Consider the following 22,237-nt stretch of genomic DNA (forward strand, 5'->3'; position numbering starts at 1 on the left):
GGATGCGTTCAGGAGTCGCTTTGCGCGGCGTCGGCATGGGCGTCGGCGTCGGGGATCGGGTCCCAGATAAGCCGGGGGTCGAATTGCATGGAGGCGATCATGGTCAGGATCACCACCGCGCCAAAGGCCAGTGCGCCCGGGCCCGCGGTGATGACGGCGAAGGAGCCGAAGTGCACCAACGCAACCGTGAGCGCCACGACGAACACATCGAGCATCGACCACCGGCCGATGCGTTCGACCAAGCGATAGAGCCGTGTCCTTTCGTGCGGACGCCATGTGGAGCGCCGATGTGCCGCAAATACCAGCACCGCAAGAATGGCGAGCTTGAGCATCGGCACCACCACGCTGGCAATGAAGACGACGGCGGCCAGACCCCAATCGCCGGACGTCCAGAAGTACGCCACGCCGCTCAGGATGGTGTCGTCTTCCGAACGGCCGAGCGAAGTGCTGTGCATCACCGGCAACAGGTTGGCGGGGATGTAAAGCAGCGCAGCGGCAAGCAGCAAGGCGGTTGTCCGCGAAACGCTGGCCGGGCGGCGTTCGTGCAGGATCGAATGACAACGATGGCACCGCTGGTGTGCCTCGCCCCGCTGAAACGGTTGGACGCTGCCGCATGTGTGGCACGCCACGAGCCCCGCCTGCTTCGTGCAGACGCCCTTGACCGGGTCGGCCACGACGGCTTCGTTCTGCGGCGAGTCAGCTCGCAGTTCAGCAGACGGCGTTGCGCCATCCCCTGCCCTGATTTCGTCGCAGGCATGCCAGAGCCTGTGTGGATCGAACCGCGACACAAGCGCCAGCAGCACCGTCAACGCGGCGAATGCAAACAGGCCGGCACCGGGAATCACCCGCGCGAGGCTGATCATCTTCACCGTCGTGACGAGCACGCCCAGCATGAACACTTCGATCATTCCCCAAGGCCGCAGCCATTGCAGGAAGCGGATGACGTGGCGAAAGCCAGGCGTCACAGTGCCCGCGCGCAAGGGAAGCAACACGTACAGCAAGGCGACCAGTTCCATCGACGGAAACAGCGTGGTCGTGAACCACACGGCCGCAGCCACCAAGCGCATGTGCCCCGCCCATAGCGAAGACACCGCGTCAAACAACGTGGCTTGCGACGCCATGCCCTGCGCCCTGAGGGTAATGATCGGGAAGCATTGGGCGATCAGCAGCGTAATGAGCGCCGCAACCGCCATTGCCGATACGGCGTCCAATGTCGGGCGGGCGCTGTGGACACTGGTCAGGTCGCTCGCACAACGCGAGCACCGGACGTTCAAACCGTCCAACATTGGCGGCCGCCGAAACATGCGGTCGCACTCATGACAGGCAATCAGGTGGGCGGATTCCATGGGCGTGGACTAAGCCAATCGACTAGCCAAGCGACATTGCAGGCGAAGCACGGCACTCCACGCTTGTGGCGTGGAGGCCGAGCCCGACCCAAGGCAATGTCAGTCTTTGGCGATCGTCTGAGCGGTGGTTTCGGGCAGTTCGCCCATGGCCTGGAGCAGCGCCGCCGTGTCGCTCATCCGGCGGCTGGTCGCACGCACGGTGTCGAGTTGCGCAGTCAGGTACTGCTGCTCGCTCGACTGCTCCGCGGATGCCGGCAGCGCACCGAGGCGGCGGCGCGATGCGGTCTCGTTGAACGCTGTACGCGCTGCGGACGACGCCACTTCGGCTGAAGCGAGCGTCTGCGCGTCGTTCTCGAGCGCGGCGAGCGCATCGGCAACGTTTTCAAATGCCGACAACACAGCCGACTTGTATTGCAGGACCGCGGCGTCATACAGCTCCAGCGTGGCCCGGCGGTGCGCCATCAATGCGCCGCCGTGGAAGATCGGCTGCGACAGCCCGGCACCCACCGCCCATAAGCCGCCTGCACCTGAGAGCAACGCCGGCCAGCTCAACCCACCGCGACCGAGCGAGGCTGTGAGCGACAGGCTTGGGAACAGCTGCGCGGTGGCCTCGCCCGCGTCTGCGGACGCTGCCCTGACTGCAGCGGCGGCAGCGCGGATATCCGGCCGTGCCCGCAGCAGATCCGATGGCACCGCCACAGGCACCTGGTTCGGGAGCGAAAGGCTGCTGAATTCCGGCACCGCGGGCGCTGCGTCCGGCGTGCGGCCCAGCAACACGGCCAATGCATGGATGGACACCGCACGCTGTTGACGCAGCTGAGGCAGCGTCGCCGCCAGCGATGCGGCGCTCTGCGTGGATGCCAGCGCCTGCGCATGTGAGAGCGCCCCCAGCTCGTACCGCCGTTGGGCATCCCGCGCCGTGGCGTCTGCCACCACAACGAGACGCTCCGTCAAGGCGATCTGCTGATCCAGCGCGGCCGCATTGATGACCGTGCCGACAATATTCGCTGCGAGCGCACGCCGTGCTGCCTCCAGTTGGCAGCCACGCACATCCACCCGCGCCGCGCTCGCGGCGTTGGCATAGCGCGTCGCACCGAAGAGATCGAAGGTGTAATGCGCCTGCAACTGCCCAACAAACACGTTGTAGCGCAGCGCCTCGGGCCCCACGCCAGCGAGGTTTGGCGTACGCTGGCGCGCGACCTGCGCCCCGGCGTCAAGGGACGGCAGTGTTGATGCCCCTACCTGCGCACGCAATTCCTCCTGCGCGGCGGACAAGGTCTTCTGCGTTGCGGCCAGCGTGGGGTTGTTGCGCAAGCCCTCTTCCACCAGCGCGTTCAATGCATCGGAGCGATAGAGCTTCCACCACTGCGGCACAGGTGCGGCGCCCACATCAAACTGCTGGGCAACGCCTGCAGCTTCCACCGTCTTTGCAGGCGGCGTGGTCACGCCATAGTGCTCCGGCGAAGGCACGGCTGGCGGCGTGCTGGTCGGTGCCAAGGAGCACGCCGTGAGCGCGAGCACCGATGTCGCTGCAAGCGCGCACGTCATACGAGAGAGTTTCATGATCAATTCTCCAGGGCTGCGGTGCCGGTCGGAGGCACTTGCCGTTCGTCCGGCCGCACCTTGAAACACGCGGCATACAGCGCCGGCAGGAAGAAGATGGTCAGTACCGTGGCGATGGTGATACCGCCCATCAGCGCGGTGGCCATCGGCCCGAAGAAGCCGGAGCGCAGCAGCGGAATCAGCGCCAGCACAGCGGCGGCCGCCGTGAGCATGATGGGTCGGAAGCGCCGCACCGTTGCGCCGATGATGGCATCGAAGCGTTTCTGGCCGGCCGCGATGTCCTGGTCGATCTGGTCCACCAGGATCACGGAGTTGCGCATGATGATCCCGAACATGGCAATCACGCCGAGCAGCGCCACGAACCCGAACGGCTTGCCGAACAGCAACAGCGCAGTCACCACGCCAATCAGGCCCAACGGTGCCGTCAGCACGACGATGAACGTGCGCGAAAAGCTCTTGAGCTGGATCATCAGCAGCGTCAGTACGGCAATGATCATCAGCGGCATCTCGGCATTAATGGACGTCTGTCCCTTCACGCTCTCTTCCACCGCGCCGCCAATCTGGATGCGATAGCCCACCGGCAGCTTGGCGCGTTCGTCGGCCAGGGCCTGATCGATGTCACGCGTCACGCCAATGCCCTGCGCGTTGCCGCGGACGTCGGCCTGCACCGTGATGGTCGGCTGGCGATCGCGTTCCCAGATCACGCCGTACTCGAGCTTGTTCTGCATATGCCCAAGCGCGCCGAGCGGAACCGGGCCGTTGGGCGTCGGCATGGCCAGGCCGGCCAGCCTGGCGGGGTCGACGCGTTCCGTCTTCGGCGCGCGCAGGTCGACGTTGATGAGCTTGTCGCGTTCGCGATACTGCGTGACCGTATAGCCGGACAGCGTCATGGCGAGGAAGTTGGAGACATCCTCCGACGTCACGCCAAGCTGACGCGCCTTGATCTGGTCGATCTCGAACGACATCGAACGTTCTGCCGGTTCATCCCAGTCGAACTGCACGTTCTGGGTGCGCGCGTCGGCACGGACCTTCTCGGCCACCTTCTCGGCGATGCTGCGCACGGTGGCGATGTCGTCGCCGCTCACGCGGAACTTGATCGGGAAGCCCACGGGCGGGCCGTTCTCGAGCTGGGCCACACGGGTGCGCACGCCGGAGAAATCCTTCTCGAGCGTGGCGTTGAGCCAGCGCGAGAGCGCGTCGCGTTCTTCAACGTTCTTGGCCGTGATCACGAACTGCGCGAAGTTCGGCTGCTGAAGCTGCTGATCCAGCGGCAGATAGAAACGCGGAGCGCCGGTGCCGACGTAGTCGACAAAGTGTTCGATCTCCTTTCGACCGTCGAGCGCTTTCTCCAGGCGCTTGGCCTCGCGCAGCGTGGCGTCAAACGACGCCCCTTCGGGCAAGCGCAGATCCACCAGCAATTCGGGGCGTTCCGAATTCGGGAAGAACTGCTGGGGCACGCGCGTGAACGCCGCCATGGCCAGCGCGAACAGCACCGCCGTCACACCCAGGATCACCCATCGGCGCTGGATGCAGAACGCGATCCACCCCGACAGGCGCTGATAAAAGCCGGTGTTGTAGATGTCGTGGTCATGGCCATGTTCAGAGGCGCCGTTCTTGTGCTCGGGCAGCATGTGATAACCCAGCAGCGGCACCAGCACCACGGCAGCAAACCACGACACGATCAGCGAGATGGCGGACACCTCGAAAATCGAGCGCGTGTACTCGCCCGTGCTCGACTTGGCGAGCGCGATCGGAAGGAAGCCGGACACCGTCACCAGCGTGCCGGTCAGCATCGGGAATGCCGTGCTCGAGTAGGCAAAGGCGGCGGCGCGCAGGCGGCTCCACCCTTGTTCCAGCTTCACGGCCATCATCTCGACGGCAATGATGGCGTCGTCCACGAGCAGCCCCAGCGCCAGCACCAGGGTGCCGAGCGAAACCTTGTCGAGCCCGATGCCGAAGATGTGCATGCACAGTGCGGTCACCGCCAGCACGATGGGGATGGAAATCACCACCACCATGCCCGTGCGCAAGCCCAGCGATACAAGGCTCACGATCAGCACAATCGCCACGGCTTCACCGACCGACCGCACGAATTCGTCCACCGAGTGCTTGACGGCATGCGGCATGCTCGAAATCGGAGACAGCTTCAGCCCTGCCGGCAGCGTCGCCTGCAGTTCACCCGCCGTTGCGTCGAGGGCTTTGCCGAGGTCGATCACATCGCCGCCCTTTTGCATCGTGACGCCGATGCCCAGCACGGCATGGCCGTTGGCGCGCATCTGCGTCACGGGCGGGTCGTCATAGCCGCGTGTGATCTTGGCGATGTCGCCCAGCCGGAAGGTGCGCTTGTTGACGGTGATGAGCATGTCGGCCAGCGCCTGCACATCCTTGAACGCGCCGGTCGGCCGCACGAAGACGCGGTCATCGGCGGTCGTGATCGTGCCGACCGGTGCCACGGTGTTCTGTGCGTCGATGGCCTGTGCGATCTGCTGCGGCGTGATGGCGAGGCGGGTCAGCTGCGTGTTTGAGATTTCGATGAAGACGTGCTGGGCCGGATCGCCGAAGTAGTCCACCTTGGCGACGCCGGGCACGCGCAGCAGAACGGTCCGCAGCTTGTCTGCATAGTCGTGCAGCTGCGCCGGCGAGAAGCCATCGCCTTCCAGCGCATAGATATTGGTGTAGACATCGCCGAACTCATCGTTGAAGAACGGTCCGACCGTGCCCTTGGGCAATGTCGCGCGGATGTCGCCCACTTTCTTTCTCACCTGATACCAGGTCTCGGGCACGTCCTTCACCGGCGCCGAGTCCTTCATGGCGAAGAAGATCATCGACTCGCCGGGGCGCGAATAGCTCTTGATGTTGTCGACATACGGCGCCGCCTGGAGCTGGCGCCCGATGCGGTCGGTGATCTGCTCCTGGACTTCGCGCGCGGTGGCGCCGGGCCAGTACGTCTGGATCACCATCGTCCGAAACGTGAACGGCGGATCTTCCGACTGCGCGAGATGCGTGTAGCCAATCACGCCAAAAAGCGTCGCCAGCCCAATCAGGAAGATCACCAGCTGCTGGTGGCGCAGAGCCCATGCCGACAGGTTGAAGCCGCCTTCGTCCGCCTGAGATGCAGACGCCGCGGCCGGCGCCGTGCCTTGCACGGTTTCGCGATCGTCGGCGCTCATGATGCGAAGTCCTCAGGGTGCAGCGGGGCAACCACCTGCACGTGTTGGCCGGCGTTCACGGCGTGCACGCCCTGCATCACAACGCGATCGCCGTCGTGCAGGCCGGAAGCGACCAGCACGCTGCGCTCGTCGTAACGCGCGATGGTGACCGGGCGCAGCTCCAAGGTATCTGTGTTGGCGCGCACCACCCAGACCGCGGGCTCCTCGCCACGGTGAAAGAGCGCCGTGACCGGGAGCTTGAACGGGCGCGCGGCTCCCGCCTCGCCCTTGGCATCGAAGGCGATCGTGGCGGTCATGCCCATGCGCACCGCCGCGTTCGGCGCCACGAGAGACAACTTGACCCGCCACGTCCGGCTTTGCGAATCGGCCGTCGGCGATACCTCGCGCACGCGCGCCTCGAACGTTTGCGAGGGCGCGGCGGGAAGGCTCACGCGAGCCTTGCTGCCGACGGTCAGCGAGGACAGTGCGCTCTCCGGTGCATCGCAAACGATGTCGACGTCGCCCGTCCAATCGAGGTGATAGACCGATTGACCTGCCTGGACGTTCTGACCGGTGTCGGCGTCCTCTGACGTGATGACGCCATCGTGGTCTGCCACCAGCGTCGCGTAGCGCAGGCGATCGCCAACGAGTGCGGCCTGTGCGCGCGCCGAATCGCGTTGCGCAAGCGCGGATGCGTAGGCGTCCTGCGTCTGCTCCATCTGCGCCGGCGCGATCAGGTTCGCCTGCAATTGGGCGCGGTCGCGGTCAAGCTGTTGCTTGGCATAGACGAGACGATGTTCAGCAGCTTCCAGCTGCGCCCGAGCGTTGGCAAGGTCGTTGCGCAAATCAGCCTGATCGAGCATCGCCAGCACCTGGCCTTGCTTGACGCTATCGCCGATGCGCACGCGGCGCTCGACCACCTTGCCGGCAACACGGAACGACAGCGGCGTGGAGTACCGCGCCTGCACCTGCCCCGGCAGTGTGTTGGCAACGGCGTTGCCGTCCGGGTGCAGCGTCAGCGCAACGACCGGTTTGGGCGCGCTGACCAGGGTTTCGCTGTGGTGACAGCCCGCCAGCAGTACAGCGCAGCAGGCAGCAATGACAAGGGGCGCACGTTTGGAACGCCCGACAACGGACAGGTGGGGGCGCGCTGTCGTTTGCGCATGACGACCGGGATGTTTCACGATGTTTCCAAGCAAGTGATGGCCTAACGAACAATGGGTAACGCAAACCCAGGAGCCGCGCCTCTTCTGTGCGATCGGCTCTCCGGTTACGCGTAACGGAACTCGGATGTCGGGTACGCGAGTCGCCTGTCTCCACGGCGTTCAGGAACCACTTCTCGGCGAATGGCTGCACTCAGCCGGCAAGCAACGGCGGACGGCTCTCTGGCCTTTTCGCCTGGGTGCTTGCCCCATCACCGCGTCCTAACTCAGGGCGCATCACCCTGATCGACCCTACATTCCGACATTAAACTCATAACTGATAATCTTGTCAACTATGACGTAAGACACTATCATCGCGGATGAGAACACCATTCCAGACCCCTATGCGGAACCTCACGAATCGCGTGGCAGAAGGCTGCCGCGAGCGGCGCGGCACACGGCGCAAACAAGAAACACGGGCACGTCTGCTTCAGGCGGCGCTGTTGCTGTTGTCTGAAAGGAACATCGAGCGCGTCGCCATCAACGAGATCACCGAAGCCGCTGATGTGGGCTTCGGCTCGTTCTATAACCACTTCGGATCGAAGGAGGGGCTCGTTACCGCCCTGATCGACTGGGCGTTCGAGGACTTTGCCGACAGGCTGGATGGCATTGCGCATGGCCTGAGCGATCCGGCAGAGGTCATCGCCATCTCGGTCCGCCATACCTTGCTGCGGGCGCAGCGCGAACCGGTCTGGGGCCGGCTGCTGATGCGCGAAGGCTTGTCGACACGCGCCCTGACGCGCGGCCTGGGCTTGCGCCTGCTACGCGACAGCAGGCGCGGGCTGGCAGCCAAGCGGTTCGTGGTGTCGGATCCGCTGACAAGCGTGCTGTCGGTGATTGGCACCGTGCTCGCGGGTGTGGCGGCCGAGCTGCACTTTGCGGCAGCCCCCGCCACCGCGCAGCGCAGTCAGCGGGCCGCTGCGGTTCGCATCGAACACTTGGCCGAACGTGCGGCCGTCTTCGTACTCCAGGCACTGGGAGTCAAGCGCGCGGAAGCAGAGAGAATCGCGCAGCTGCCGCTGCCGGCGGTCAGGGAAGGCGACGCGGCGGCAGCGGTGTGAGCCCTCGCGCCACCCGGCCGGGGCGCGCATCGCCGAGGCGTCTCGACGGCGCTCGGCGCCAGGTAGCAAAAGCACAGTGCGACCGCAACAGCGGCGTTGGCATGCAACGCCAGCAGCACACCAGACATCCTGAAAGCCTACGCGACATAAGCCCCGCTCGCCGGCTCGCGTCGGCACTGTCTTGGCGAAATGTCCTCAAGGACGAACGCACAGGAGGACACGCATCTCCCCCTCCGGATGCCTACCGCTCTACCGCATCGCCCTAATCAAGCTGTCCCTGGCAGACATACTTGATGTGCAGGTAGTCGTCCAGTCCGTGCACCGAGCCTTCGCGGCCATAGCCGGATTCCTTGACGCCGCCGAACGGTGCGGCCTCCGCGGCCAGCGCACCTTCGTTGATGCCCACGATGCCGGTTTCCAGCGCTTCGGCCACGCGCCAGATGCGGCGTACATCCTGGCTGTAGAAATAGGCGGCCAGGCCGAACGGCGTGTCGTTGGCGGCGGCAACGACCTCCGCCTCGTTGGAGAACCGCGTGAGCGGTGCGACGGGGCCGAACGTTTCTTCGCACGCGCAGGCCATGGTGGCATCGGCGCCGGTCAGCACCGTGGGGGCGTAGTAGTTCGGGCCGAGCTGCGTGAGGCGCTCGCCGCCTGCCATCAGCCTGGCGCCCTTGCCGATGGCGTCCCGCACATGCCGATCGATCTTCTCGACGGCGCGGGCGTTGATCATCGGGCCGATCTGGGAGGCTGGGTCGCTGGCGGGGCCCACCTTGAGCGCTGCCACGCGGGCAGCCAGTTTGGCGGCAAACGCATCGTGCACGGCGTCGTGCACGAACACGCGGTTCGGCGATACGCAGGTCTGCCCGCCGTTGCGGAACTTGGCGGCCATGAAGCCGTCGACGGCCGCGTCGATATCGGCGTCATCAAATACGATGAACGGCGCATTGCCGCCCAGCTCGAGCGACAGCTTCTTGAGCGTGTCGGCGCTGCGGCGCGCCAGGTGCTTGCCCACGGGGGTGGAGCCGGTAAACGTGATCTTGCGCACGCGCGCATCGTCCAGCCACACATCGACGACTTCCGGCGTGCGCTCGCGCGAGGCCGTCACGATGTTCAGCACGCCGGGCGGCACGCCCGCCTCCTGCGTCAGCCGCACGAGCGCGAGGGAAGTCAGCGGCGTGTCCTCGGCCGGCTTGCAGACCACCGTGCAGCCCGCCGCCAGCGCGGGGGCGATCTTGCGCGCGATCATCGCCGCGGGAAAGTTCCACGGCGTGATGGCCGCCACCACGCCCACCGGCTCGCGCAACGCAAACATGCGGCGGCCTGGCACGGGCGCGGGAATGGTCTCGCCGTTCATGCGCGTGGCCTCTTCGCCAAACCATTCGATGTAGCTTGCGGCATAGGCGACCTCCCCCTTGCCTTCGGCCAGCGGCTTGCCCTGCTCCAGCGAGATGAGCGCGCCCAGGTCATCCTGATGCGCGAGCACGAGATCGTTCCAGCGCTTGATGATCTGGGCGCGCTGCTTGGCCGGCACCTTGCGCCAGGCCGGAAATGCAGCATGCGCGGCATCGAGCGCGGCACGGGCCTGCGCCGCGCCCGAATCCGGCACGCGCGCGATCAGGTTGCCGGTGGCCGGGTCGGTCACGTCGAGCTGCGCGCCGGCAGCGGCCTGCCATTCGCCGGCAATGTAGTTGGCGTTGCGGATCAGATCCGCACGTTGGATCGAGAGAGACATGGTGTGGAGTCGGCAGCAAATGAACGATCAGGCGGAGGCAACGTGCGCGGCAATCGCCTCGCCCACCTGCGTGGTGTTGGCGGTGCCGCCCAGGTCGGGCGTGCGCGGGCCGTCCTTGAGCACCGCCTCGATGGCGGCAACGATCGCGTCGTGGGCGGCGCGTCCCGCCCCCTGGCCTTGCGTGAGGAAATCCAGCATCAACGCGCCGGACCAGATCATCGCGATCGGGTTGGCGATGTTCTTGCCGTAGATGTCGGGCGCCGAGCCGTGCACCGGCTCGAACAGCGACGGGAACGTGCGATCGGGGTTCAGGTTGGCCGATGGCGCCAGGCCGATCGTGCCGGTGGTGGCGGGCCCAAGGTCCGAGAGGATGTCGCCGAACAGGTTGGTGGCGGCCACCACATCGAAGCGGCCCGGCTGCAGCACGAAGCGCGCGGTCAGGATGTCGATGTGCTGCTTGTCGAGCGTGACATCGGGATATTGCCGCGCGACTTCATCCGCGCGCTTGTCCCACCACGGCATGCTGATGGCGATGCCGTTGCTCTTGGTGGCGAGCGTCACGTGCTTGCGTGCGCGGCTCTTCGCGAGGTCGAAGGCGAACTTCAGCAGCCGCTCTGCACCCTTGCGCGAGTAAACCGATTCCTGGATCACGACTTCGCGGTCGGTGCCTTCGTACATGATGCCGCCGAGCGACGTGTATTCGCCTTCGGTGTTCTCGCGCACGACGTAGTAGTCGATGTCGCCGGGCTTGCGGTGGGCGAGCGGGCACGGCACGCCTTCGAACAGGCGCACCGGACGCAGGTTGATGTACTGGTCGAATTCGCGGCGGAACTTGAGCAGCGAACCCCACAGCGAAACGTGGTCCGGCACGGTGGCCGGCCAGCCGACGGCACCGAAGAAGATTGCATCCATGCCCTTGAGCTGGGTCTTCCAGTCGTCGGGCATCATCTGGCCGTGCTGCTCGTAGTAATCGCAGCTGGCCCATTCGATGTGATGGCACTCCAGCTCGAAACCGAAGCGCTCGGCCGCCGCCTGGATGACGCGCAGGCCCTCGGGCATGACCTCCTTGCCGATGCCGTCTCCGGGAATGATTGCGATGCGGAATGCTGGGTTCATGGTGTTCCTTTGTCTTGTCAGGCGGAGAGCGGCACCGGATGCGGCATCGCGTGGTCCCGTTCGTCGAGCCAGCCCTGCCGCAGCTCCGGCACCGAGTTGGCGAGCTGTTCGTAGTACGGATGGTGCGGGCCGCGGTCAAAATCGGCGCGCGCCACCTGCGCGAGCTTGCGGCCGTGCTGCATCACGACGATCTCGTCGCAGACGGCGCGCACGGTGTGCAGGTCGTGGCTGATGAACAGATACGACACACCCAGGTCGCGCCGCAGATCGGCCATGAGGTTGAGCACGGCGGCGCCCACCACGGTGTCCAGCGCAGAGGTCACCTCGTCGCAGAGGATCAGGTCCGGCTCTGCAGCCAGTGCGCGCGCCAGGTTCACGCGCTGTTTCTGCCCGCCGGACAACCCGCCGGGCAGGCGCCGCGCGACGCTATGCGGCAGCCGCACGAGATCGAGCAGCTCGCGAATGCGACGCTGCAGTGCCTCGCCCTTCAACCCCTTGTAGAACTGCAGCGGCCGCGCCAGGATGCGCTCGATGGTGTGCGACGGATTGAGCGCCGTATCGGCCATCTGGAACACGATCTGGATGCGGCGCAGCTCATCGTGCGTGCGGTTGGCGAGCCGCGGCTGGAGCGGCCTGCCCCGGAACGTCATGCCCCCGTGGCAGGGCGCGATCAGGCCCGCGATGGCGCGTGCAAGCGTCGTCTTGCCCGAACCCGATTCGCCGATCACCCCGATGGCCTGTCCGCGATAGAGCTTGAAATCGATGTCGTCGAGGATGCGCGTGGCCGGCTGGCCGTTGGCGTCGACCGGGCCGTAACCGGCGCTGAGCCCGTGCACGTCGAGCAGCAGTTCGCCCTCGCCCAGGCAATGCTCGAGCGGCCGCGGTGCGGGCCGTGCGGCGGCCAGCAGGCTCTTGGTGTAGTCGTGATCGGGCGTGGCAAGAATGTGCCCCGTCGGGTTCAGCTCCTGCATCTGGCCGCCGCGCAATACGAGGATGTGGTCGGCCATCTGCGCCACCACCGCCAGGTCGTGGCTCACGTAGACGGCCGTGGCGCGGCGCTCGCGCACGACGCGGCGGAACGCGCGCAGCACTTCGATCTGCGTGGTCACGTCCAGCGCGGTGGTGGGCTCGTCGAGAATCACCAGATCCGGATCGGTGATGAGCGCCATCGCAGCCATGAGCCGCTGCAGTTGGCCGCCCGACACCTGGTGCGGGTAGCGCTGGCCGATGGTCTCGGGCTCGGGCAGCGCCAGCTCGCGGAACAGCTGCACGGCCTTGGCTTGCGCCTCTGCGCGCGTCATCGTGCCGTGGATGCGGGCGGGCTCCACCACCTGGTCCATGATCGTGCGCGACGGGTTGAAGGACGCGGCGGCGCTCTGCGCGATGTAGGCAACGGTGCGGCCACGCAAGGCGCGTTGCTGTGCGGCCGGCAAATGCAGGACATCGATATCGCCGATGCGCACGCTGCCCGATGCGATTGCGCAGCCATGGCGCGCAAAGCCCATCAGTGCCAGCGCGGTGGTGGTCTTGCCCGAGCCGGATTCGCCAATCAGGGCCAGCACTTCGCCGGGCTCGATGGCAAAGCTGAGGTTGTCCACCAGGGTCTGTTCGCCTGCGGTGATGTGCAGGCCTTCCACAACGACGGATGCGCCCATGGTCAACGCCCTCCGCGTTCGCGGGCCGCGCGGCCCGGCAGGTTGTCAATGACGAGGTTGACCGAGATGGTCAGGCTGGCGATCGCCAGGGCCGGCAAGATGACGGACGCGCCGGCATCGGGCAGCGCGCTGATGTTCTCGCGCACGAGCGAGCCCCAGTCCGCCGACGGCGGCTGGATGCCGAGGCCCAGAAAACTCAGGCTGGCGAGCAGCAGCACCACGTAGACAAAGCGCAGGCCCAGGTCGGCCAGCATCGGCCCGACGATGTTCGGAAAGATCTCGCGCAGCATGATGTAGAGCGTGCCTTCGCCGCGCGTGCGGGCCACGGTCACGTAATCGAGCGCGTTGATATTGACCGCCAGCGAGCGGGCGATGCGATACGCGCCGGGCACATAGATGATGGCGGCGGTCACCACGAGCATCGTCACCGAAGACCCGAAGCCGGCAACCATCAGCAGCGCGAACATCTTGCTCGGGATGGCGGTGAGCGTGTCGAGCAGGCGGCTCAGTGCGGTATCGACCCAGCCGCCCATCGCGGCGGCGAAGAGCGCCAGCACCGTGCCCGTGCCGCTGGCCAGCAGCGTGGCCACCAGCGCCACGCCCACGGTGTAGCGCGCGCCTTCCACCACGCGCACGAACATGTCGCGGCCGAGGTAGTCGGTACCGAACCAGTGCGCGGCGCTCATGGGGCCGAAGACCGCGCCATTGCCGTCGCCGCTGGTGATCAGGTGGGCCGGCAACAGCGCGGGGCCAGCCAGCGCCGCCAGCAGCCAGAACACCAGCACGGCCAGGCCGATGAGGCCGCTTGTGCCGAGCCTGCCGAAGCCGCCCAGCAGACGCCGCACCGGATGGCGCGGTGCTGGCGGCGTGGCGGCCGGCAAGGTCGGAGAGGTGGGCGTGGTTTCCATCGTGAGGCTCTTGTTCATAAGGTCAGCATCCGCATTTGGCGCGATGTCAGCGATGGCGCAAACGTGGGTTCGCAACGATGCCCAGCACGTCGGCCGTGGTCACCAGCAGCAGGTAGCCCGTGCAGAAGATCATGGCGCAGGCCTGCACGAGCGGCATGTCGCGTTGCGACACGCCGTCCACCATCAGCTTGGCGATCCCGGGGTAGTTGAAGATCGTCTCGATGATGATCACGCCGCCGAGCAGGTACGACAGCGACAGCGCCACGGCATTGGCGATCGGCCCCACGGCGTTGGGCAGCGCATGCGCCAGCACCACGCGCATGGGCGATGCCCCCTTGAGCCGGACCATCTCGATGTACGGCGCTTCGAGCTGGTCGATGACGGCGGCGCGGCTCATGCGCATCATCTGCGCGACGATCACGCAGCACAGGCTCAGCACCGGCATGGCGAAGGCCTGCAGCATCTGCCCGAGCGATTCGATATCGTTGACGTACGACAGCGCCGGCAGCCAGCGCAGCTTGACGGCAAACACGAGCACCGCCAGCGTCGCCACCAGGAACTCCGGCACCGACACCACCGCCACCGACGCGGTCGACGCCAGCCGGTCGAACCACGAGCCGCGCCACACGGCAGACGCTATCCCGAGGCCGAGCGCAATCGGCACCGAGAACACCGCCGTCACCGCGGCCAGCAGCAGCGAATTCGGCAGGCGGCTCGCCACCAGCTCCGCCACCGGCATCTGCGTGGTGGTCGATTGCCCGAGATCGCCCCGGGCAATGCCGCCGAGCCAATGCAGGTAGCGCTGCGGCGCAGGCACGTCGAGGCCCATCTGCGCCCGCAGCGCGGCCAGCGCCTCGGGTGTCGCGTCCTGCCCGAGTTGCTCCTGCGCCGCGTCGCCCGGCAGCACGGCTGTGATCGAGAACACGATCACCGATACGGCCAGCAGCGACAGCAGCGCCATCGCCACGCGCCGCGCCAGCAGCTTGAGGATCACTCCATTCATGGCAGCCCCTTACGCAAAAACACGCCGCACCGCACCGTCCGTCAGGCGTCCAGCCAGACGTTCTCGGCAAATGCGTAGCCCATCAGGCCGCCCAGCGGAATCGGCGCCAGCCCCTTGAGCTTGGTCGAATGGCCGTCGATGCTCGCCAGGAACAGCGGAATGCCGATGCCCGCCTCGTCGTGGATCATGGTCTGCATGTCGGCGTACATCTGCTTGCGCTTTGCGAGGTCCGTCTCGGCGCGTGCGCTGGTCAGCAGCTGGTCGAACTTCGGGCTCTTCCAGCGCGACTCGTTCCACGCCGCGTCGGACTTGAAGAACTGCGTGAGGATGGTGTCCGCACTCGGGCGCGGGTTGACGTTGCCGAAGCCGACCGGGCTGTTGAGCCAGTGGTTGGACCAGTAACCATCGGCCGGCATGCGCTTGATGTCGAGGTCCAGCCCGATGCGCTGGGCCGTCTGCTGCAGCACGAGCGCAATCTCGACCGAATACATGGCCGCGGGCGACGTCACCACCGGGACCTTGCCCGTCACGCCCGACCTCTGCAGATGGAACTTCGCCTTGTCGATGTCGAACGCGCGCTGCGGCAGCTCCTTGAAGTAGAACCGGTTGGTCGGGTCGATCGGCTGGTCGTTGGCCAGCACGGCGTGGTCCAGCGCGATGGTCTTCTTCATCTGCTCGCGGTCGAACAGGTACTTCATCGCCATCACGAAGTCGGCGTTCGTGCCCGGGCCCGTATCCTTGCGCATGATCAGGTCGGAGTACTGGCCCGATTGCGTGGTGAAGATCGCATACCCCGGCGTGCCCTTCACGCGGGCCACGGCGCGCGGGTTGACGGAGGCCACCAGGTCCATCCCGCCGGAAAGCAGCGCATTCACCCGCGCGCTGTCGTCGCCAATGCCGACGAACTCGATTTCATCCAGGTACGGCTTGCCAGGCTTCCAGTAGCCCTCGTTGCGCACCACGAGCGTACGCACGCCCGGCTTGAATTCCTTGATCTTGTACGGGCCGGTGCCGATGCCGGCGTTGAAGTCCGTCGTGCCGTCCTTGACGATGTGAAAGTGGAAGGTGCCCAGGATCACGGGCAGATCGGCGTTCGGTGCCGTCAGCACCACCGTGACCTCGTTCGGCCCCGTGGCCTTCACGCTGTCGATCTGGTCGGCCAATACCTTGGCCTTGGATGCCGTGGCCGGGTTCTTGTGGCGCATGATCGAATACACCACATCGGCCGGGGACAGCGCCTTGCCGTCATGGAAGGTCACGCCCTTGCGAAGCGTCATCACCCACGTCTTGGCATCCGCCGTCTGGTACGACTCGGCCAGCGCCGGGCGCGGCGTGAGGCTGCCGTCGAGCGCGAACAGGCCGTTGTAGACCATGTTGCAGCGCACGTAGTCGTTCTGGTTCGACTGCTTGGCCGGGTCCAGCGTGTCGGTCGCGGCGGCGGTGGCGGCGGCCACGCGGATGCGCCCACCGCGGCGCGGCGTCTGCGCGTACACATTGACGGCCGTGCCCGCGAGGCTGCCGGCCAGCGTGGCTTGCATGCCGCCCGCCATCAGCATCTTCAGGACGTCGCGGCGCGAGGCACCGCGCTTGAGCGACTCCATCACGCGCAGGCTTTCGCTGGGGCCAACTAGGTTCTCGAACTCATTACGGCGGTCGCTCATGGTGGGGCTCCTGATGGATCTGATGTGGGAACAGCGAACACTGCGTTGCTTGTAATGGGAATACAGACGGTGCGCGGCTAGGCGAACCGGTCCTTGAGCTGGTAGTACATGCCCACGGCGGGCAGGAACCACGGCGGCCCGAAGTGGCCGGGAATGGCGCTCCAGCCGCGATCGCGCCACGGGTTGGCGGAGGCATCGCCGGCCATCACCGCGGCCATGCGCTCGCCCATGTGCACGGACATCTGTGTGCCGTGGCCGCTGTAGCCCATCGAATAGAACAGGCCGTCGCGCTCGCCAGCATGCGGCAGGCGGTCCTGCGTCATGTCGACGAGGCCGCCCCAGCAGTAATCGAGGCGCACGTCGCGCAGTTGCGGAAACGTCTCGGCCAGGCCGCTGCGCAGGATCTCGCCGCTCATGGCGTCCTGCTGCGGGCTGGAGACCGCAAAGCGCGCGCGGCCGCCAAACACCAGGCGGTGGTCGGGCGTCAGGCGGAAGTAATGGTGGATGTTCGCCACCGTCACATAGGTGCGGCGCGCCGCGAGCAAGGCGTGCGCGCGCTCCGCGCCCAGCGGCTCCGTGGTGACGATGAAGCTGCCGATCGGCACGATGCGCCGACGCAGCCAGCCGAACGTGCCGTAGCCGCCGTGGCGCGAAGCCCCCGTGGCGAGCAGCACCTGGCTGGCCAGCACCGTGCCGCGCGAGGTATGCACGCGATGCACCTGCCCCTGCACGCGCTCAAGGCGCTGCACGCACGTGCGCGTGTGGATCTGCGCGCCCTGCCGCTGCGCTGCCAGGGCCAGGCCTTGCGCGAAGCGGCCCATGTGCATCTGGCCGCTGCGCTTGTACAGCAAACCGCCGTGGAAGCGTTCGCTCTGCACCTCGGCGCGCACGCGGGCGGCATCGAGAATCTCCACGTCCAGGTCCACGCCGTCGCCAATGAGCCGGTCCGCGCTGCGCTGCAGCGCATCCATGTGATACGGCCGGGTGGCGAGCTTGAGCTTGCCATTGCGCTGGAAGTCGCAGGCGATGCCTTCTTCGCGGACGATGCGCTCCACCGTGTCCACGGCCGCGTCGTAGGCGTGATACCAGGCCCGCGCCCGGTCCACGCCGACCTTGCCGGCCAGCTCGGCGTAATCGACTGCCAGGCCGTTGTTGACATGGCCGCCGTTGCGCCCCGAGGCTTCGACGGCCACGGTGCTGCCGGCCTCCAGCACGACCACGCTGGCACCGCGCCGCGCCAGCGCCAGGGCCGCCGACAGCCCCGTGAAGCCGCCGCCCACGATCGCCACATCCACCTGCGCCGGCAGATCGTGCGGATCGAGCGCCAGCGCGGGCACCGAGTCGTTCCAGTAGGAGTCGAGTTTCATGGAGGTCATGGCGCGGTCAGGCACGTCGTGCTTACAGACCCACGACGCCGGCAAGGCCGCCGATGTCCTGGATCTCGGTGTAGCGGTACGCCGGGTTGCCGGGGCCGTGGCCGCGATTGACGAACACCTTGTTGACGATGCCCAGATCGTCGGCCGACATCAGGTCATAGCGCAGGCTGGACGACACGTGCAGCACGTCTTCCGGGTTGCAGCCGAGCGAATCAAACATGTATTCGAAGGCCTTCAGGCGCGGCTTGTAGGCCTGGGCCTGCTGCGCGGTATAGACACGATAGAACGGCGCGCCCAGCATTGCCACGTTCTTCTGGATCTGCGCGTCGTCGGCGTTCGACAGGATCACCAGCGGGATTTCCCTGGCGACCTTCGCCAGGCCGGCCGGCACGTCGGGGTGCGGGTCCCACGTGGGCACCGCGTCGTAGTAGGCCTGCCCGTCCGTATCGAAATACTGGATCTTCCATTTCTTGCACAGGCGGCGCACGGCGTTCTTCAGCACGACCTCGTACGGCTTCCAGTCGCCCAGCACCTCGTCGAAGCGGTAAGCGGTGAAGTCAGCAATGAACTGCTCCATGTGCTCGGCCGGAATGCGGTCGGCAAACAGCTCGCGCGTCATCTCGCCCATGCGGAAACGGGTGAGCGTGCCGTAGCAATCGAACGTGATGTACTTGGGACGGAAGGTCATGGCGGTGATCCTCAGGGTCGGTGCACTGATGCGGTCTGTGCGACAGGGTTATGACGAAATCATTGAAGCATGCAGGCCCGCACGCGTTGTAGGGAATTGCGGTGCCTCACGTGAGAAAGCTGCTGTTTGCGATGGCGCTCGCGGCATGCCATGCGGTCTGCACCGCCGGTGTGCCGGACGCACTGCTAATGCGCTGCAGCAAAGTCGATCAGCACGCTTTTGAAGCGCAGGTTGGCCTCCACGGCTTGCCGGCCGAGATCCTTGCCGATGCCCGACTGGTGATAGCCGCCGGTGGGGATGACGAAATCGGCGCTGCGCCCGTAACGGTTGATCCAGACCGTGCCGGCCGCAATGCCGCGCATGGCGCGCAGCGCGCGTCCGATGTCGGCCGTGTGCACACCGGCGGCCAGGCCGTAGTGTTCGTGCGCGGCCAGGGCCAGGCCCTCCTCTTCGTCGTCGAAGGTCTGCACGGTCAGCACCGGGCCGAAGATCTCTTCCTGCACGGCGGGGTTGTCTGCGCGCACGCCTTCGATGAGCGTTGGCTGGTAATACGCCCCGCCGGGGCCGCCGTCGAACAGGCCGCCGCCGCAGCGCACGTCCGCGCCGGCGCCCTTGGCGCGATCGACGATGTCCTGGATGCGTGCCGCCTGCACGGCAGAGATGATGGGCGGCAGCGTGGCCGTGTCGTCCCACGTGGCACCCGGCCGCAGCGCCGCAAAGCGCGCCGCAATGCGGTCGATCAATGCCTGGGCAACGCCGCGCTGCACGATCAGGCGCGACCCCGCCACACAGACCTGCCCCGCATTGCCCGTGATGGCGCCGGCAATGATGCCGGCCAGCCGGTCGATGTGCGGCGCGTCATCAAACACCAGCTGCGGACTCTTTCCGCCCAGCTCCAGCGTGACGGGCTTGGGGCCGTGCGACGCGCATGTCGCCATGATCGCGGCACCGGTGCGTGTCGAACCGGTAAACGTCATCTTGGCAATGCGCGGATGCCGCGTGAGCGCATCGCCCGTGGTGCGGCCATCGCCCTGCACCACGTTGAAGAGCCCGGCCGGCACACCGGCCTGCACGGCCAGTTCGGCGAGCCGGATGGCCGAGTACGGCGTCAGCTCGGATGGTTTGAGCACGACGGCATTGCCGGCCGCCAGCGCCGCACCGACCTTCCACGACACCATGACCAGCGGAAAATTCCACGGCGTGATCGCGCCCACCACGCCGTAAGGCTCGGCCACGACCATGCCCAGATGATCGTGGCGCGTGGCCGCCACGTCGCCGCCGAGCTTGTCGGCGTATTCGGCAAAGAAGCGCAGGCCTTCGGCGGTGAACGGCACATCCCAGGCGACGGCATCGCGCACGGGGCGTGTGGAACACACGGCTTCCAGCGGCGCCAGATGCGCCACGTCCGCGTCGATCAGATCAGCCCAGCGGCGCAGCACGCGGGCCCGCTCGCGCGGCGCGCGGCGTGCCCAGTCGGTGGTGCCCCACGCTTGCCAGGCGTTCTGCACGGCCATGTCCACCATGTCGGCATCGGCCATCGGCAAATCGGCATGCACCGCGTTATCGGACGGCCGCCGCACGGCAAGCGCCCCGGTGTGGCGGGCGTCGCTGACATGCTCGCCGCCAATGAAATGGCCCGAAGGCACGCGGATGGTTTCAGGGTTGAAGATCGGCACAGGATGAGGAGGTGCCGCAGCCGGGCACCCATATCGGATGGAGGTTATTGATGCTAGGCAGGATGGCCCGGCATTTGTGTTCGTAACGCCGGCCGCCACCGCATCGAATTGCGAAACCCGCACCCTCGGCAGACGATGCTTGCAAATTGCGGGCAAACCCCAATTCGATCTGGCCCAGCGGCGCGATGTCGTCCAAGATGAGAGCGTGTTATGCCCACCTTCAGAAGGCGTCCTCCATGCTCAGCTCCCCTGCGTCCACCCAGACCACCGCCGCCGCCGACGGCGTGGTGCTGCGTCCCATGACCGCCGACGATCTCACCGCGGCGCACGCGCTGTCCGAAGAACAGCGCTGGCCGCATCGCCCTGCCGACTGGGCCCAGATGTTTGCGCACGCCGAAGGCTTCGTGGCCGAGCGCGACGGACAGATCATCGCCACGGCCCAGCGCTGGCGCTGGGGCCCGCGCCACGCGACGATCGGGCTGGTGATCGTCACGCCCGCCTGTCAGGGCCGGCGCGTCGGCCATCGCCTGATGAGCGCATTGCTCGATGGCCTGGAGGACCACACCGTGCTGCTGCACGCCACGGCCGAAGGGCGTGGCCTGTATGAGCGGCTCGGTTTCGTGCGTACCGGTGAAATCCGCCAGCACCAGGGCATTGCGCAACCCACGCCGCTGATCGCGCTGCCCGCGGGCTGGCGGCTGCGGCCGGCTGGCACCAATGAAGCCGAAACGCTGCGCCGGCTCGACGCGCAGGCGCGCGGCATGCCCCGCGACGCGCTGATCGACGACCTGCTCGCCATCGCCGACGCCTGCGTCGTGCTGGACGACGACGGCGAGCCGCGCGGCTTCGCCATGCTGCGCCGCTTCGGGCGCGGCCATGCGATCGGCCCCGTCGTGGCGCCCGACGCCGAGAGTGCCAAGGCGCTGATTGCGCATCTGGCCGGCATCAACGCGGGGCATTTCACGCGCATCGACATCGACTTCGACAGCGGGCTGGCCGAATGGCTCGAGAGCATCGGCCTGCTGCGCGTGGATACGTCGACCACCATGGTGCGCGGCGCGCCGCTGTCAACGCCGCCCGGGGCGGCCGCGCTGGTTGCCATCGTCGCCCAGGCGGTGGGCTGATCTCCACATTGCACAGACGCTTCTCCGTGACCACGACCTTCCTCTACAAGTCCGACCCCGTGCGCGGCCAGCAATGGGCCGAGGTTTTTCGCCAGCACGCGCCCGACATCGACTTCCGCATCTGGCCCGACATCGGCGATCCGCACAAGGTGCGCTTTCTTGCCGCGTGGGAGCCACCGGCCGATATCGCCGCGCAGTTCCCGAACCTCGAAGTGTTGTTTTCATCGGGCGCCGGGGTCGACCAGTTCAACTTCGCCGCGCTGCCGCCAACGCTGCCGGTCGTGCGCATGGTCGAGCCCGGCATCGTGCGCGGCATGGTGGAGTACGTCACGCATGCCGTCCTTGCGCTGCACCGCGACATTCCCGCGTATCGGCGCCAGCAGTCGGCCGGACAATGGCGGCCGCTGCCGGTGCGTCAGGCGGGCGAGCGCCGCGTCGGCGTGCTGGGCCTGGGTTCGCTCGGGCAGGCGGTGCTCGAACAACTGAGCGGCTTTGGCTTTGACTGCGCGGGCTGGAGCCGCTCCCGCCATGCGATCGACGGCGTGCAGTGCTTTGCCGGGCAGGCAGAGTTGCGGGCGTTCCTGGCGCGCACCGACATCCTCGTGTGCCTGCTGCCCCTGACGGACGCCACGCGCGGCATGCTGAACGCCGCGCTGTTCGCCCAGCTGCCGCAAGGCGCCATGCTGGTGCACGTGGGCCGCGGCCCGCAGCTGGTGAGCGATGACCTGCTCGCCGCGCTCGACAGCGGCAGGCTCAGCGAAGCCATGCTCGACGTGACCGACCCCGAACCGCTGCCGTCCGGACATGCGCTCTGGCGGCACCCGCGCATCCAGATCACGCCGCACATCGCGAGCATGACGCAGCCGCTTTCTGCGGCAGCCGTAGTCATCGACAACCTGCGCCGCCTGGCCGCCGGGGAGCCCCTGCTCGGGCTGGTGGACCGCAAGCGCGGCTATTGAAACGAGGCGGGAAACGAC

16 protein-coding genes are annotated in these 22,237 nt (G+C 66.9%); 3 read left to right on the forward strand and 13 right to left on the reverse strand.

Going from position 1 to position 22,237, the window contains the following annotated elements; all coding sequences use genetic code 11:
• Positions 1-8: 8 nt before the first annotated feature.
• The 4 genes from TK49_RS12810 to TK49_RS12825 form a co-directional block, all read right to left on the reverse strand.
• Entirely contained in the window at positions 9-1,346 is a 1,338-nt protein-coding gene (locus TK49_RS12810) for a paraquat-inducible protein A (protein ID WP_045787040.1), read from the reverse strand.
• Between the two features lie 99 nt (positions 1,347-1,445).
• The gene (locus TK49_RS12815; RefSeq protein ID WP_045787041.1) at positions 1,446-2,909 is read right to left on the reverse strand and encodes an efflux transporter outer membrane subunit; all 1,464 of its coding nucleotides are present in this window, start codon (positions 2,907-2,909) and stop codon (positions 1,446-1,448) included.
• A 2-nt stretch (positions 2,910-2,911) separates the two neighbouring features.
• Positions 2,912-6,079: an efflux RND transporter permease subunit gene (locus TK49_RS12820; RefSeq protein ID WP_045787042.1), complete on the reverse strand. Its 3,168-nt coding sequence runs from the start codon at positions 6,077-6,079 to the stop codon at positions 2,912-2,914.
• Positions 6,076-7,242 (reverse strand): efflux RND transporter periplasmic adaptor subunit, encoded by a 1,167-nt coding sequence (locus TK49_RS12825; protein WP_045787043.1) that lies wholly within the window; start codon positions 7,240-7,242, stop codon positions 6,076-6,078. The genes TK49_RS12820 and TK49_RS12825 overlap by 4 nt, the downstream gene beginning before the upstream one ends.
• A gap of 362 nt (positions 7,243-7,604) precedes the next feature.
• Between TK49_RS12825 and TK49_RS12830 the strand changes: the two genes are divergently transcribed.
• Complete coding sequence (locus TK49_RS12830; protein WP_045787044.1) at positions 7,605-8,321, forward strand: TetR/AcrR family transcriptional regulator; 717 nt, start codon at positions 7,605-7,607, stop codon at positions 8,319-8,321.
• Positions 8,322-8,583: 262 nt separating this feature from the next.
• Here the strand turns inward: TK49_RS12830 and TK49_RS12835 are convergent, their stop codons facing one another.
• The 9 genes from TK49_RS12835 to TK49_RS12875 form a co-directional block, all read right to left on the reverse strand.
• Positions 8,584-10,053 (reverse strand): NAD-dependent succinate-semialdehyde dehydrogenase, encoded by a 1,470-nt coding sequence (locus TK49_RS12835; protein ID WP_045787045.1) that lies wholly within the window; start codon positions 10,051-10,053, stop codon positions 8,584-8,586.
• Between the two features lie 27 nt (positions 10,054-10,080).
• Positions 10,081-11,169: a tartrate dehydrogenase gene (locus TK49_RS12840; protein ID WP_045787046.1), complete on the reverse strand. Its 1,089-nt coding sequence runs from the start codon at positions 11,167-11,169 to the stop codon at positions 10,081-10,083.
• Between the two features lie 17 nt (positions 11,170-11,186).
• The gene (locus tag TK49_RS12845) at positions 11,187-12,824 is read right to left on the reverse strand and encodes an ABC transporter ATP-binding protein (RefSeq protein WP_045787047.1); all 1,638 of its coding nucleotides are present in this window, start codon (positions 12,822-12,824) and stop codon (positions 11,187-11,189) included.
• A 2-nt stretch (positions 12,825-12,826) separates the two neighbouring features.
• Positions 12,827-13,732: an ABC transporter permease gene (locus TK49_RS12850; protein ID WP_045787881.1), complete on the reverse strand. Its 906-nt coding sequence runs from the start codon at positions 13,730-13,732 to the stop codon at positions 12,827-12,829.
• A gap of 46 nt (positions 13,733-13,778) precedes the next feature.
• Positions 13,779-14,735, reverse strand: a complete 957-nt coding sequence (locus TK49_RS12855) for an ABC transporter permease (protein ID WP_045787048.1) — start codon at positions 14,733-14,735, stop codon at positions 13,779-13,781.
• 41 nt (positions 14,736-14,776) lie between these two features.
• Positions 14,777-16,396, reverse strand: a complete 1,620-nt coding sequence (locus tag TK49_RS12860; protein ID WP_045787049.1) for an ABC transporter substrate-binding protein — start codon at positions 16,394-16,396, stop codon at positions 14,777-14,779.
• Between the two features lie 77 nt (positions 16,397-16,473).
• Positions 16,474-17,763, reverse strand: a complete 1,290-nt coding sequence (locus TK49_RS12865; protein ID WP_045787050.1) for an NAD(P)/FAD-dependent oxidoreductase — start codon at positions 17,761-17,763, stop codon at positions 16,474-16,476.
• A gap of 31 nt (positions 17,764-17,794) precedes the next feature.
• Positions 17,795-18,460 carry a haloacid dehalogenase type II gene (locus TK49_RS12870; RefSeq protein ID WP_045787051.1) on the reverse strand — a complete coding sequence of 222 codons (666 nt, stop codon included), beginning with the start codon at positions 18,458-18,460 and terminating at the stop codon, positions 17,795-17,797.
• Positions 18,461-18,645: 185 nt separating this feature from the next.
• Positions 18,646-20,136, reverse strand: a complete 1,491-nt coding sequence (locus TK49_RS12875) for an aldehyde dehydrogenase family protein (protein ID WP_045787052.1) — start codon at positions 20,134-20,136, stop codon at positions 18,646-18,648.
• 236 nt (positions 20,137-20,372) lie between these two features.
• Between TK49_RS12875 and TK49_RS12880 the strand changes: the two genes are divergently transcribed.
• Complete coding sequence (locus tag TK49_RS12880) at positions 20,373-21,260, forward strand: GNAT family N-acetyltransferase (RefSeq protein ID WP_045787053.1); 888 nt, start codon at positions 20,373-20,375, stop codon at positions 21,258-21,260.
• 26 nt (positions 21,261-21,286) lie between these two features.
• Entirely contained in the window at positions 21,287-22,219 is a 933-nt protein-coding gene (locus tag TK49_RS12885) for a 2-hydroxyacid dehydrogenase (RefSeq protein ID WP_045787054.1), read from the forward strand.
• Positions 22,220-22,237: the final 18 nt, after the last annotated feature.

The organism is Ralstonia mannitolilytica, assembly GCF_000954135.1.
GTDB classification, from domain to species: domain Bacteria; phylum Pseudomonadota; class Gammaproteobacteria; order Burkholderiales; family Burkholderiaceae; genus Ralstonia; species Ralstonia mannitolilytica.